Source organism: Corynebacterium sp. AOP40-9SA-29 (assembly GCF_052377405.1).
GTDB lineage: Bacteria > Actinomycetota > Actinomycetes > Mycobacteriales > Mycobacteriaceae > Corynebacterium.
In genome coordinates this window covers 1-12,980 of sequence record NZ_JBQSWR010000015.1, presented here as the reverse complement: position 1 = coordinate 12,980, position 12,980 = coordinate 1, and the positions used below count along the sequence as shown (strand labels likewise).

Here is a 12,980-nt window from a genome sequence, read left to right as displayed (position 1 = left end):
CTACTAGCCGGCTACTGCATCATCTCTGCGGAGCACTGCTCCGTCCAGCCTGAGGTTCCGTCCGTGAAGAAGGACGTTCCTGTCTCATGGAGCTGGGGGTCGCCACAGCTGGCGATCTGCTTGTCCAAGACCCGGGGATGATCAACTCCCGGGGCGCCTGTGAATCCGATGACCGGGTCGTCCGTTGCGGCCTCGGGCACTGGCGCTGCTTCGGGTGCCGCGGGTTCATTCGCGGGAGCGGGGTCGGCGGCTGGATCTGTGGCCGTCTCGGCGGCATTCTCGGCAGCATTGCCGTCACCGGTCGCACCCGGGGTGGGCTCTGGACCCGATCCCTCGTGCTCGGGCGCTTCTCCCAGCTTGTCGAGTTGGATCATGGTCGGTGCCTCATCATCGGGTGCGGAGGCTTCCTTAAACTTGAAGGTCAGGGGCTCACGATCTTCAGGGATGAGGAAGACCCAGGTCATGTCGGTGTCGAATCCGGCGCCGAGGTTGCTATTGCACTCGGGGTTGCCTGGAATGTCGTAGAGCGCATCGATCGGCTGGTAGAGGGAGCTGTCCCTGACCTGCATTGCCACCCTTACCCAGCTGCCGGTGGACCGACAGCTGAGGTCCATGTCTCCGGTGGTGTCATTGACGACGGTGGTCTCGATGACCACGTACTTCCCTCCGTCCCGGGCAGCCTGGTCTTCGGTGGGGCGCGCCTGGTCGGTGCGCCAGCTGCCGTCCGTGTAGGTCTGGATGACGTCGGTCTCGTAGGCGTTATTCACCGTTACCGTGGCACCGTTTCCTTCCACCGCGACCCCCATGCCCGGGGTCTTAACTTGCGAGGTAGTCGCGGGAGAGGAGTCGGCGCTTGACTCGTCGGAGTTGCCTGCGCATCCGGCAAGGGTCAGGGCGGCGGTGGCGGCGAGTGCGACGACCAGCCGCGCACGCCGGCGAAGGGGCGGTTGGAAGGACATGGGTTGGGCTCTCCTCTGCAGGTGGCCACCGGGTACTACTGGTGGCAAAAGAAACTGTCAGGGGACAACTTAGCCTGAGAGTCGGACACAGGTTTCTCTGGGGTTCCGCAGTGTTCGAATCATGATGACGGATGTGGCGCGTTCACGTCGGCCTTCAGATTGTCGAGAGGTTGACCTCGTGTGGGCTCGATGCAGGCCGAGACGAGGAGACGGCACGCGCTCTGGGGTGAGCGCGTGCCGTCTGAATTGCTGTTTCCTTTGGTGGGGCCAGCGGGGCTTGAACCCGCGACCAGCGGATTATGAGTCCGCGGCTCTAACCAACTGAGCTATAGCCCCGTCGAGACATTTAAGCACACAGCAGTAGTTGCTCCGAGCACGTCCCCCTCGGTCGCCAGCGGGTTCTGGCGACCGGGTGGGGATGTGCCGCGGGAGCATTGCGATCGGCACTGTAACTGCAGGTGAATGCACTGATTTGATCCTTCGCGCCGCGCTCTGTAAAGTTCCATTCCGTTGCAGGGCAGAGCAAGCCCCGCCGACATAATCCTCCATAGCTCAATGGCAGAGCATTCGACTGTTAATCGAAGGGTTGCTGGTTCGAGTCCAGCTGGAGGAGCATCTAACCCCAGGTAGTTCGACCGATGGTCGTGCCACCTGGGGTTCTTCGTTTAGTTGCTCGGCTCAGCCCAACCGGTGGGGATCCAGGTTGACGGAACCAGCAACTCCTACTGGTCTGCCCCAGTAGTCTCGTCGTTGTCACGTTGAACTAGGACCTCGCTCCGGCGGGGTACCGCTCTTGTCTCCGGAGGCTCACCGTTTCTTCCTTCATTCGATCCTTGTTCCTCGCTCTGGGCGCGGGCATCGCCCTGGCCGTGGTCACTGTTGTGACGTACACAGACGTACTTCCCGGGGCGGCGGTACTCAGTCAGATCTTCGGACTCACTTGGCTCTGGAGCTGGTGGGGCTATCTCGTTGTTCGCCTGGTCGACCGGCAATCCCGACCACTTGCTGCTGCGGTGCTCGGCGCAGCCTCCACCGGAATCGCAGGCGCGGCCTACTACCCGGTACAGCTGGCACTAGGCACGCGGGAGGACTTCCCAGTCGAACCTCTTGTGTTCTGGACCGTCACGGGTGTGGCCGTGGGATGCGTGACCGGGCTGTGCGCCGGCCTCCAACGTTCACCACGCCCACTTGCTGCCGTCGGCGCCGTCGGTGTTGTTCTGGTCTCCAGCTTCGGATTGTGGATTACGGCGCCGGGGCTGATCGGACCGGCGAGTATCGAGACCCCTCCGGAGAAGATCGTCGCGCTGGTAGTGATGATCATCCTTCATGTGCTCTTGGTCTTGTGGGTGCTCGCAGGCCTTCTCCGGCGCAGCCCCGCTGAACGTGAGTTGGATCCACTCAGCGCGTGAGTCCATTCGGCCCTGTTCCAGGCCTGTGCGCTGTGCATATACTGGACCTCCCGCCTAAGGAGCGTCGTCATGCCTGTCAGAACCGTCAGTATGAGTCCGGAGACCTCGAGCATCGAGATCATCGGCGACTACCCCGTCTCCCCGTCCCGCCTCTGGAACGCCTACGCGGACCCCTCACAGCTCGAACGATTCTGGGGACCACCGACCTACCCCGCCACCGTGGTGCGCAATGACATGGCCGTCGGCGGCCGCACGCACTACTACATGACCGGTCCGGAGGGGGACACCTCCCACGGGTACTGGTCCTTCACCGAGGTCCACGCGCCACACTCCTTCGTGGTGACGGACGGTTTCGCCGACGAGTCCGGCAACCCCAACACCGACGCCCCGGAAATGACGATGTCCTTCCGGTTCGACGCCACGGACGAGGGCGCGACGGTGACCATGGTGACCTCCTTCGCCAGCTCCGAGGACATGGACAAACTCGTCGGCATGGGCATGGCGGAAGGGCTGGAGGCAGCGATGGGGCTGCTGGACGGCGTCCTCGCCGACCCAGACTCCGCCGCGCCCGGGACCGGGACGCAGCTGACGGTCATCTCCGATACCGTCGTGCGCATCACCCGGGTGCTGGCCGGCGACGTGCAGCACGCCTGGCGGGCGCACCACGATGCCGACGTCCTGCGCCGGTGGCAGTTGGGCCCGGACGGCTGGTCGATGCCCGTGTGTGAAGTCTCCAGCACCGTCGGGGACACCTACCGCTTCGGATGGCAGCAGGACGCCGCGCCGGACGCTACACCGGATGCCGAGCCCGCCCCGGCGTTCGGCTTCACCGGCGAGGTCCTGGAGGCCGAAGAACCTTACCGCGCGGTCACCACCGAGATGATGACCGACGGGGAAGGCACGCCCGTGCCGGACGGTCCGGTGCCCCGCAATGAACTGTCTCTGGTCCCGGTGGCGGAGGGCACGTTGCTCACGCTGCTGATCACTTACCCGGGCGTGGCGGCCCGGGACATGATCCTCGGCACCGGCATGGTCGACGGCATGGAGACGAGCTACGCCCGCCTGGATCAGCTGGAGGTCTGAAGCGCGTCCCACAGGTCGTCGTTGAAGCCGGCCCAGCGTTCCTTCGCCCACGGGCCGAAGGCGCGGTCGGTCAGCACCACGGCGGCGCGTCCGCTTGCGCGGTGGAACCACAGGAAGGTGCCGGACTGACCGAAGTGCCCGGCCACGTCCTGCGGCATCGAGGACCCCACCCAGTGCGGTGACTTGGTGCCGTGGATCTCCACGCCCAGCCCCCAGGGGCACGGTGTCTGGCGACCATAGCCCGGCACGATGCCGTCCAGGTCGTCGAACTGTGCGGTGAGCGCCTCGTCCCAGGTCTGTCCGGAGATCAGGGTGGGGGAGAGGAATTCGGCGGCGATGCGTGTCATCGCCGACACGGTGGCGCTGAAACCGTGTCCGGCGGACCCGGAGAGGTCCAGGTCAGCCTCCGGGATACCCAGCGGATCGCAGATCGCGGCGCGCGTGTAGTCCACGAAGTCGATGCCGGTGGCAGACACGAGATCGGCGAGGATCTCGTAGCCGGCTGAAGAATAGATCCGACGCGACCGTGCGGGCTTCTCGCGCCCCCGCGAGCTCATACCTACGCCGGAGGCGTGGCTGAGAAGTTCACGCACGGTGGCGTCGGACGGACCGTCGATCGTCGTGCCGTATTCGGCGATGACGTCGGCGACGGTGTCGTCGAGGGCGAAGGCGCCCTCTTCGACGGCGATCAGGACGCTGTAGGCGGTGATCAGTTTGCTCACGCTGGCCAGCGGGAACAACCGGTCGGCATCCCCGTGGGTGGCCGTGCCGCCCGGGGCGAGGACGCCGGCGGCGACGTTGTCGACCGGCCAGGCGTCCACCGCGGCGAGGATATCGGCGCTCGCGGCGTCCTGCGCTGCCATGGGCCTACTCGTCCGTGGTGGAGCGGGACTCCACGAACCGGACGATGTCGCGCACGGTGCGCGCGGAGTCGAGGTCCTCCTCCTCGACGCGCACGCCGAAGGCATCCTCGATGCGGATGGCGATGTCGATGCGCGAGACCGAGTCGATGTGGAGGTCGTCGACCAGGTCGCTGTCGGCGCTGATCTCCTCGACATCGACGCCGGTGGCGTCCTCGATGATCATGGAGATCCTGGTCACCGGGTCGACCGAGGCACTGCGGGCGTTGCGCGCGGGGCGTGACCCCTTCGCGGCATCGTCAGCAGGTTCCCCGCCGAGCTTCTCGGCGAGCTTGTCTCGGGCATCCGGTGAAATCTCCACGGACATCCACCTTTCTAAAGGGTCGTGCGGTCCCGTCACTGTCGGGGACCACTTTACCAATCAGGTGGATGGAACCCGCTTGCGCCTGCTTAGGCCAGATCAGGCCAGATTAGGCCTTAGTGGGGTCGGTCAGGTTCAGTTCCTCGGCGGCGTCGTTGACGTCGTCCCAGGAGACCTTGCCCTCGCGTGCCAGCGAGGAGAGCACGGCGACCACGATCGACTCGGCATCCGAGTTGAAGAAGCGGCGTGCCGCGGCGCGGGTGTCGGAGAAGCCGAACCCGTCGCAACCCAGGGTGGTGTAGTCGCCGGGGACGTAGGCGCGGATCTGCTCGGGCAGGTCCGCGGCGAAGTCGGAGACACCGATGAACGGGCCGGTGGCCTTGTCCAGAACCTCGGTGACGAACGGCTTCGTGGTCTCCGCCGACGGGTGGCGCAGGGCCTCGCGCGACAGCGCGGCACCCTCACGGGCCAGCTCGGTCCAGGACGTCACCGAGTACAGCGACACGTTGACGTCGAACTTCTCGCGCAGCATCTCCTTGGCGCGGATCGCCTCGGTCACACCCACGCCGGACGCCAGGATGTTGGCGACCAGGTCGGTCTCCGGTGCGGCGCCGATGTCGCCGGCGGACTGCTCGCCGGTGCCGATCAGACGGTCGGCCGGGGAGTAGAGGTAGATGCCCTTGAGCAGGCCATCGACGTCCAGGTTCTCCGGCACGGCCGGCTGGTGGATCGGCTCGTTGTAGGCGGTGAGGTAGTAGATCACGTTCTCGCCCTGGCCGTCCTTGCCGGCACCCTCGCCGTACATGCGCTGGATGCCGTCGCGCAGGATGTAGCCGATCTCGAAGCCGAAGGCGGGGTCCCAGGCCACGACGGCCGGGTTGGTCGCCGCGAGCAGCAGGGAGTGGCCGTCCATGTGCTGCAGGCCCTCGCCGGTCAGCGTGGTGCGTCCTGCGGTGGCGCCGATGAGGAAGCCGCGCGCCATCTGGTCGGCGGCGGCCCAGATGCCGTCGCCGGTGCGCTGGAAGCCGAACATCGCGTAGAAGATGTACAGCGGGATCATCGGCTCGCCGTGGGTCGCGTAGGACGTGGCGGCGGCGGTGAACGAGGCGATGGAGCCGGCCTCGTTGATGCCCTCGTGCAGGATCTGGCCGGAGGTGGCCTCCTTGTAGGACAGCATCAGGTCAGCATCCACCGGCGTGTAGTTCTGGCCGTGGTTGTTGTAGATCTTCAGCGTCGGGAACCAGGAGTCCATACCGAAGGTGCGGGCCTCGTCCGGGATGATCGGCACGAGGCGCTTCTTGATCTCCGGATCGCGCATCAGGTCCTTGAGCGCGCGGACGAGCGCCATGGTCGTGGCGACCTCCTGCTTGCCGGAGCCCTTCAGGACGCTGCGGACGCCGTCCTTGACCTCGGGGACCTTCAGCGGCGTGTAGGAGTTGCGGCGCTCCGGCACGGCACCGCCGAGCTCTTCGCGACGCTCGAGCATGTACCGGACCTCCGGGGAATCCGGACCGGGGTTGAAGTACGGGGGGAGGTACGGGTCCTTCTCCAGCTCCTCATCGGAGATCGGGATCTCCTGCTTGGTGCGGAACTGCTTGAGGTCCTCCAGCGCCAGCTTCTTCATCTGGTGGGTGGCGTTGCGGCCCTCGAAGTTGTGGCCGAGACCGTAGCCCTTGATGGTGTGGGCCAGGATGACCGTCGGCTGGTCCTTGGTCTCCAGGGCACGCTTGTAGGCGGCGTAGATCTTGCGGTAGTCGTGGCCGCCGCGGCGCAGGGCGAAGATCTCCTCGTCGGTCATGTCCTCGACGAGCTTGGCGGTCTCCGGGTTCTGCTCGAAGAAGTACTTGCGGACGTAGCCGCCGTCCTTGGCCTTGAAGGTCTGGTAGTCGCCGTCCGGCGTGGTGTTCATGACGTTGACCAGGTCACCGTCCTTGTCCTTGGCGAGCAGGTCATCCCACTCGCGGGCCCAGACGACCTTGATGACGTTCCAGCCGGCACCGCGGAAGAAGCTCTCGAGCTCCTGGATGATCTTGGTGTTGCCGCGGACCGGGCCGTCGAGGCGCTGCAGGTTGCAGTTCACCACGAAGGTCAGGTTGTCGAGGTTGTAGAGGGCGGCCTGCTGGATGAGGCCGCGGGACTCCGGCTCGTCCATCTCGCCGTCGCCGAGGAACGCCCAGGTGTGCTGCTGGGAGGTGTCCTTGATGCCACGGTCGTTGAGGTATCGGTCGAAGCGCGCCTGGTAGATGGCGTTCATCGGGCCCAGGCCCATCGACACGGTGGGGTGCTCCCAGAAGTCGGGCATGCCGTGGGGGTGGGGGTAGCTGGGCATGCCGATGCCGGGCTTGCTCTTCTCCTGGCGGAAGGCGTCCATCTCCTCCTCGGAGAGGCGGCCCTCGAGGAAGGCGCGGGCGTAGATGCCGGGGGAGGCGTGGCCCTGGAAGAACACGTGGTCGCCGCCGCCGGCGTGGTCCTTGCCGCGGAAGAAGTGGTTGAAGCCGACCTCGTAGAGGGCTGCGGCGGAGGCGTAGGACGAGATGTGCCCGCCCACGCCGATCTCGGGACGCTGGGCGCGGTGGACCATCACCGCGGCGTTCCAGCGGATCCAGCGGCGGTAGCGCTTCTCCATGTCCTCGTCACCGGGGAACTCCGGTTCCATGGTGGTGGGGATGGTGTTCACGTAGTCCGTGGATAGCAGCGGGGGCATGGGGACGCGCTTGGCGGAGGCGCGCTCCAGCAGGCGCAGCATCAGGTAACGGGCGCGGTCCGGGCCCGCGTCGCCGAGGAGGCCGTCGAGGGAGTCCATCCACTCCTGGGTCTCGTCGGGGTCGGAGTCCCGGAGATAGGACGCGACACCATCACGGATGGTGCTGAAATTGCTGTCCGACTTGTCGGACTTGGGTGACCTGCTGGACGCAGATGTCATGACGCTCCTCCTGGGTACGGGAAAGGACTTGGCCCGCAGTCCTGGACTGCGGCTGCGGGGGCCTGTCGACGGTCTGTCATTGTTCGATACTACGGAAGACCGGGGTAGGTATTTCCAGTGCGATGCCGGGTAAGTTGGCCCACCGCCTAGCCATGACCAGATACTTCCCCTACTATGCAGGGGAGATCAGTGCCTTGATCTGCGGGTGTCGCGCCAAGCGCGGCCGGCGCGGGCTCAGGGCAGTGCCCGAATGGTGAAATACGCCACTCGGGGGATCGTCACGAAGCACCCTCCTTGGGGGTGCAAGAAGTAATGGCACCAGAAATATTTGAGGAAAGGTCAGGGAACCGCAAGTGGGAGACGCCTCCGGCGCAGCAGTGCACGAAGGACAGGACTGGGCAGAGTTGTTGGACGTGTCCAACGGCCAGATCGTGCAGGAGCTCGGTTGGGACGAAGACGCCGACAGCTCCATCAGTGAGGGACTCGAGGAGATCATCGGAGAGGCTCTTCTCGACGAGGAGACCGACGAGATGGTCGACGTCGTCCTGCTGTGGTGGCGCCACGATGACGGCGACCTCGTCGACGGACTCGTCGATGCGACGCGGAACCTGGGGGAGTCGGGCCGTATCTGGCTGCTGACCCCGGCCGCTGGCACACCGGGGACGGTGGAGCCGGGCGAGATCGCTGAGTCGGCTCAGGTTGCCGGCCTCGTGCAGACGATCTCGACGCGCCTCGGCGCCTGGCAGGGGGCCTGTCTGGTCCCTGGCGGCACGAAGCGCTAGAGTTCTAGAAGTTCCCGACGATCGGTCCAGGAGTGGCCGCGTGGGAATACGCGCATTTAGCTCAGTTGGGAGAGCAGCTGGTTTACACCCAGCAGGTCGGCGGTTCGAGCCCGTCAGTGCGCACGACTATTGACCAGGCCTGACGATGACGTCGGTGCCTGGTTTTCGCATGGGCAGGGCCTGGGTGACTACATTTTGACTACATTCTGCGGAAGTCATCGCCTGCTGCGGCGTCTTCGGGTTCGTCCCCGACCGGATCGCCAGCGAAGCGAACTTCTGCCGCACCTGGTGCGGGGGCGAGGGCGATCGCGCCGGTACCTGCAGTCGCTCGGTGGAGAATGCTCTGGTGGCTGGACAGGGTCTCGGTTCCTTCCCGGGCGTGCGGTGTAGCGTCTGGCGGCGCCGCATCACTCACTCGGGTTCTCCTGGGAAACTGCGTGAGTGACACTAAAAGTAGAGGCGGTCATTGAAAGGGCGGGGGCCCAGGAGTCGGTCGTCGACAGCTCGCCGGCCGAAGGAATCCGTGGGTCGAGAAGTGGCTCAGAGTGAGCCCTGCGTGAGCGAGGAGAGTGAGCCGAGGGAACCTGAAGGAGGGCCGGTCGGGGGTACATCCGGACCGTTGTCCTCGTCGCCGGTGGCGGTAACCCTGGCCGATGTCCAGCCTCCGATGTGGTAGTTGTCGGGACCGTCTGCCTTACTGTTGGTCGTCAACTGGTACGTCGTACCGGCGGGGTCGGCTGTGCCGCTGGCTGTGCACAAGGTCAGGGTGAGAGTGAACGTCACCGTTGATGTGCTTGCCTCGGCCGGGACGGTGAAAGTAGTCCACATCTGGTTTACCTGAGGGGGTGAGTACACCGCATAGAAGGTGCCGAGTTCGTCGCCGGTGCTGTCGTCGACGAAGCTGGCGGACAGTGGCAGCATCGTGGAATCGGTGGACGTGCAGAACTGCATCGTCGGGGACAAGTTTGCTCGGATTTCGCCCTGGTAGTCCCCCTCCGAGATGGCAGGGCCTGGGAGGGTGATCCTCCAGTCGATTGCTGCACCTGTCGGGATGTCCGTCCCCAGGATCGTGTGCGGTGTCGTGCTTATCGTGCCCACGCCTGTGGGGGTACTCGTCGGCGCCGCCGCCGCCGCCGCTGCCGCTGCACCTGTGATGACAGATGCCGCGAGTAGCGCGGCTGTCGACAGTGCCGTCCACGTACGGCGTCCTGATGTCCTTGTGGTCATGGTCCCGGTCCTTCCCGGTGGGTGGCGGGATCGGAGAATGCGGTGCCGCCGGCGGAGTCCTAACTTCAGGGTACTTCTACGAGGGAAAGCAACGGGCGCCCCGAAAAATAGGGGCATCACCGTCATGTGCTGGTGAAACGACGGCGGTAGTCGCTCGGAGTCGTCCCCGCCTCGGCACGCAGACGTGTCCGCAACGTCGCCCCTGTACCGAAGTCGACTCTCTGCGCAATCGTGTCGACCGTCAGGTCGGTGGACTCCAGCAACTCCTGGCACCGGCGAACCCGTTCCCGAGCCAGCCACCGGGCAGGGGAGAGGCCCGTCTCCTCGGCGAAGCGACGGGCGAACGTACGGGGACTCATCCGCGCATGCCCAGCGAGCTGGCCCACGGTCAGACGCCGGTCCAGTCTCTCCAACGCCCAGTGCTGCGTCGCCGTCGTGCCGGCACCGCTCTGCGACGGAGACGGCCAGTTGATGAACTGGGACTGGTCGCCGTCGCGGTGCGGTGGATTCACACAGTGACGCGCGACCTCATTGGCTACCCGCCACCCTGCGTCAGCGCCCACCACATGGAGACACCGGTCCAATCCGGCGGACCGGCCCGCCGACGTCAGCACCCGGCTCTCGTCGAAGAACAACGCGGTCTCTTCCAACCGCACCAGCGGGTAGAGACGACGGAACTGTGCCGCGGTCTGCCAGTGCGTCGTCGCCCGTAGTCCGTCTAGAAACCCCGCTGCGGCGAGGCCGAACGCGCCCGTGCACAACGACACCACCCGGGCGCGGTCCGGAATACGTGCAAAGGCCGCACGGGCCGCCGGGTCCAGGATCCCCTCCCGACGCAGACTGCGACGCAGAGTCCCCGGGACGACGACCGTGTCTGCGGTCTCCAGCGCATCAAGCTCTGCACCGCAGGCCAGCGCGACCCCGTCGGCGCACTCGGCCGGACCCGGATCCGCCGAACATACGGACACCCGGTAGAGCTTCTCCCCGGCGGCGTTGCGGGGAGTGCCGGACACGAGCGGGGGGTGTCCCTATGTAGGTTGTCAACCTGGCAAGGCTTCGAACACGCGGACGTTGACGGTGTGCCCGGCGGTTGGGGGCGCACTGTGTTTTGTCAATTTTTCGTCGGCAAAGAGGACAACGAAACACCAACACCGTGGACACGGTTTTCAGCACAATGGACACCACCACCGCGTCCACCGGCGTGGTGGTGAACGTCAGTCTGTGGCCGAGTAGGGCGTCCTCGAACTCCCGGAGGAACGGTGTCATCCGGGCGTGGGGGAGGTAGTGGCGCAGTGGTCGTGGATGATGCCGTGACTGTCCATGGTGCTGCGAAGTCCTCCACCGAGGGGAGGAGGCAGCCTCCACTCCCGTGACCTCCAGTTCCCCCTGGGCGAGGACTAGCGCTGCGGCCAGACCGTTGGGGCCGGACCCGACGACGGTGGCGACATAATGTGCAAGTCGCACTAGACACCCCCGACGAAATTTGCGAAAATTTCGGTTATGAACGCCGTAGTACAGTCCACCGCTGTCGAAACCATCCTCCCGGAAGACGCCGATTCCGCTCAGATCCTGAGCCTTGTGGAGGCTCTGGAGGCGCGCGGTGAAACGGTTGAGGCCCAGCCGGTCATTGTCACCGCCGACGGGGTGCGGCATGAGATCCCCCAAGGTCTTGCCGATGTCCTTGTCACGGTGGCGAAGGCGCTCGCTCTCAATCAGGGGGTGTCGATCGTTCCGCGGCACCGACTGCTCACCACTCAGGAGGGGGCGGACATGCTCAACATCTCGCGTCCGACCTTCATCAAGATTCTGGAGGAGGGTACGGTGCCGTTCGAGATGCGAGGCAGCCACCGGCGGATCCGCCTACAGAGTGTTCTCGACTACCAGAAGTCACTGAAGGCACAGCGTGCCGAGGCTCTGGACCTGATGCAGCAGCAAGGGAGGGAAGACGGGATCTACGACGTCCTCAACGCGGTCATGGATGAGGACTGAGGCCGGTGTTCACAGTTGTACTCGACGCGTGTGTGATCCTTCCCGCCGGTCTCAATGACACGATTCTTCGCCTTGCCGAAGCGGACAGCTTTGGGGTCCGTTGGTCAGCGATGATTATGGAGGAAGTCCGGCGGAACATGGTGGGGACGAAGTTCAACATTCCAGAAGAAGCTGCCGACAGGCGACTCGCGGCGATGCGGGCGGCCTTCCCGTTCGCTGAGGTTACCGGCTATGAGGCACTCATACCTGTGATGGACAACGACGAGAAGGATCGGCACGTCCTCGCCGCAGCTGTGCGATCAGAAGCGAATACCATAGTCACCAGGAACCTCAAGGATTTTCCGGATGTCAGTCTGGCTCCCTGGGGTATCGAGGCGGTTCATCCCGACCAGTTCCTCCTGAACCAGTTGGATCTGGAAGCGAAGAAGGTACTGGCAGTCCTGAAGCGGCAGGTGGAGCAGAACCGCTACCCTCCTCAGACTGCTGAGGAGCTTTTTGCGGTTCTGCGCAAGTGCGGGGTACCGGACTTCGCTGAGGAACTCAGCAGACTTTGGTGACGTTCGCGCTGAATATGTGACTACCGGATCCGACTGGCCGACCAATTGCGCCCAGGACGTGCACCGGGCCACGAAATCCTCGAATCCGAGAAGGTAGCCGAATCTCGTATTCTCGAAGCAGTCCTCAGACATTAGTCTGTTGACCAGCGCCTCTGCGGCGAACTTCTTCTCGATGACGATGGCATCCTAGTCTCCGCCCTGGTGTTTTCCTTCAATTACCTAGTGGATTCCGGATGAGTCCACGGCGATGAAATCCGGACAGTAGCGGTGGCCTTCGCGGTAGCTGATGTAGGCGTTGTCCCGTTGGTACAGTCGGTTCCACGAGAAAATGTCTGGGGACTTGTCCAGCAGCCCCGCAATGAGGTACTCGCCCCGATAGGAGTCGAAGCAGGCGGCCGAGAAGAGGCTCTTGGTCCACCCTCCGTAGTACCGGAACAATCACCGGCTCGAGCTGCGTCAGCAGTCGGAGCACACGCGTGTATGAGTCGATGCTCTGCCGGATCAACCTCTTGGCGGCCTGCTGTGCGGAGAAGAGTGCTAGCGCGGTCCAGTCAGTGATTCCGGAGAAGTCCATGAGCATCCTGGCGATGCGTGACGCCTGAACCCGGTTGCGCTTGACCATCGGCACCATCTGGTTCTGCAGGATCGAGCGGGTCAGTTCTCTTTGGGCATCTTCCTCCAGAACGGGAAGCGAGCGGACCTTGATCTGGTCCAGAGACTTGAGTCCGAGTTTGCGCCGTTGGCGTGGGGTGAAGACAATTTCCTGGCGATCGAGAGCATCATCCGAACCACCGACCTGTGCCGCAGCCGGGCGAATGTCCGCCCCCTAG

The 12,980-nt window shown here is 64.8% G+C and carries 11 protein-coding genes, 3 tRNA genes and 1 pseudogene; 7 read left to right on the top strand and 8 right to left on the bottom strand.

Going from position 1 to position 12,980, the window contains the following annotated elements:
- Positions 1 to 11: 11 nt before the first annotated feature.
- Both ACT3SZ_RS16035 and ACT3SZ_RS16030 read right to left on the bottom strand, forming a co-directional pair.
- On the bottom strand, positions 12 to 959 hold the full coding sequence (locus tag ACT3SZ_RS16035; RefSeq protein ID WP_444620311.1) for a hypothetical protein: 948 nt from the start codon (positions 957 to 959) through the stop codon (positions 12 to 14).
- Between the two features lie 259 nt (positions 960 to 1,218).
- Positions 1,219 to 1,295 (bottom strand) — tRNA-Ile (locus ACT3SZ_RS16030).
- A 205-nt stretch (positions 1,296 to 1,500) separates the two neighbouring features.
- On the opposite strand from ACT3SZ_RS16030, the gene ACT3SZ_RS16025 reads away from it, so the two are divergent.
- The 3 genes from ACT3SZ_RS16025 (at position 1,501) to ACT3SZ_RS16015 (ending at position 3,451) form a co-directional block, all read left to right on the top strand.
- Positions 1,501 to 1,572: transfer RNA gene (locus tag ACT3SZ_RS16025), tRNA-Asn, on the top strand.
- A gap of 220 nt (positions 1,573 to 1,792) precedes the next feature.
- Positions 1,793 to 2,368: a hypothetical protein gene (locus tag ACT3SZ_RS16020; protein WP_444620309.1), complete on the top strand. Its 576-nt coding sequence runs from the start codon at positions 1,793 to 1,795 to the stop codon at positions 2,366 to 2,368.
- A gap of 69 nt (positions 2,369 to 2,437) precedes the next feature.
- Positions 2,438 to 3,451: an SRPBCC family protein gene (locus ACT3SZ_RS16015; RefSeq protein WP_444620307.1), complete on the top strand. Its 1,014-nt coding sequence runs from the start codon at positions 2,438 to 2,440 to the stop codon at positions 3,449 to 3,451.
- On the opposite strand, the gene ACT3SZ_RS16010 is transcribed toward ACT3SZ_RS16015, so the two are convergent.
- The 3 genes from ACT3SZ_RS16010 to aceE all read right to left on the bottom strand — a co-directional run bounded on the left by ACT3SZ_RS16010 (position 3,436) and on the right by aceE (position 7,595).
- Positions 3,436 to 4,314, bottom strand: a complete 879-nt coding sequence (locus ACT3SZ_RS16010) for a serine hydrolase domain-containing protein (protein WP_444620305.1) — start codon at positions 4,312 to 4,314, stop codon at positions 3,436 to 3,438. The genes ACT3SZ_RS16015 and ACT3SZ_RS16010 overlap by 16 nt on opposite strands.
- 4 nt (positions 4,315 to 4,318) lie before the next feature.
- Positions 4,319 to 4,672, bottom strand: coding sequence for an acyl carrier protein (locus ACT3SZ_RS16005; protein ID WP_444620303.1), 354 nt, complete (start codon positions 4,670 to 4,672; stop codon positions 4,319 to 4,321).
- A 109-nt stretch (positions 4,673 to 4,781) separates the two neighbouring features.
- Positions 4,782 to 7,595, bottom strand: a complete 2,814-nt coding sequence (aceE, locus tag ACT3SZ_RS16000) for a pyruvate dehydrogenase (acetyl-transferring), homodimeric type (protein WP_444620301.1) — start codon at positions 7,593 to 7,595, stop codon at positions 4,782 to 4,784.
- Between the two features lie 353 nt (positions 7,596 to 7,948).
- Between aceE and ACT3SZ_RS15995 the strand changes: the two genes are divergently transcribed.
- Together ACT3SZ_RS15995 and ACT3SZ_RS15990 are read left to right on the top strand one after the other, a co-directional pair.
- Positions 7,949 to 8,377, top strand: a complete 429-nt coding sequence (locus ACT3SZ_RS15995) for a DUF3052 domain-containing protein (RefSeq protein ID WP_301443325.1) — start codon at positions 7,949 to 7,951, stop codon at positions 8,375 to 8,377.
- Positions 8,378 to 8,427: 50 nt separating this feature from the next.
- Positions 8,428 to 8,500, top strand: a tRNA-Val gene (locus ACT3SZ_RS15990).
- Positions 8,501 to 8,917: 417 nt separating this feature from the next.
- Here ACT3SZ_RS15990 and ACT3SZ_RS15985 read toward each other — a convergent pair.
- The 3 genes and pseudogenes from ACT3SZ_RS15985 to ACT3SZ_RS15975 form a co-directional block, all read right to left on the bottom strand.
- On the bottom strand, positions 8,918 to 9,604 hold the full coding sequence (locus ACT3SZ_RS15985; protein ID WP_444620299.1) for a hypothetical protein: 687 nt from the start codon (positions 9,602 to 9,604) through the stop codon (positions 8,918 to 8,920).
- 122 nt (positions 9,605 to 9,726) lie between these two features.
- Complete coding sequence (locus tag ACT3SZ_RS15980) at positions 9,727 to 10,617, bottom strand: GlxA family transcriptional regulator (RefSeq protein WP_444620297.1); 891 nt, start codon at positions 10,615 to 10,617, stop codon at positions 9,727 to 9,729.
- Positions 10,618 to 10,906: 289 nt separating this feature from the next.
- A pseudogene (locus ACT3SZ_RS15975) lies at positions 10,907 to 11,068 on the bottom strand (NAD(P)-binding protein); the annotation flags it as partial.
- A 36-nt stretch (positions 11,069 to 11,104) separates the two neighbouring features.
- On the opposite strand from ACT3SZ_RS15975, the gene ACT3SZ_RS15970 reads away from it, so the two are divergent.
- Complete coding sequence (locus ACT3SZ_RS15970; RefSeq protein ID WP_444620295.1) at positions 11,105 to 11,593, top strand: excisionase family DNA-binding protein; 489 nt, start codon at positions 11,105 to 11,107, stop codon at positions 11,591 to 11,593.
- 5 nt (positions 11,594 to 11,598) lie between these two features.
- Positions 11,599 to 12,150, top strand: coding sequence for a PIN domain-containing protein (locus ACT3SZ_RS15965; RefSeq protein ID WP_444620293.1), 552 nt, complete (start codon positions 11,599 to 11,601; stop codon positions 12,148 to 12,150).
- Positions 12,151 to 12,980: the final 830 nt, after the last annotated feature.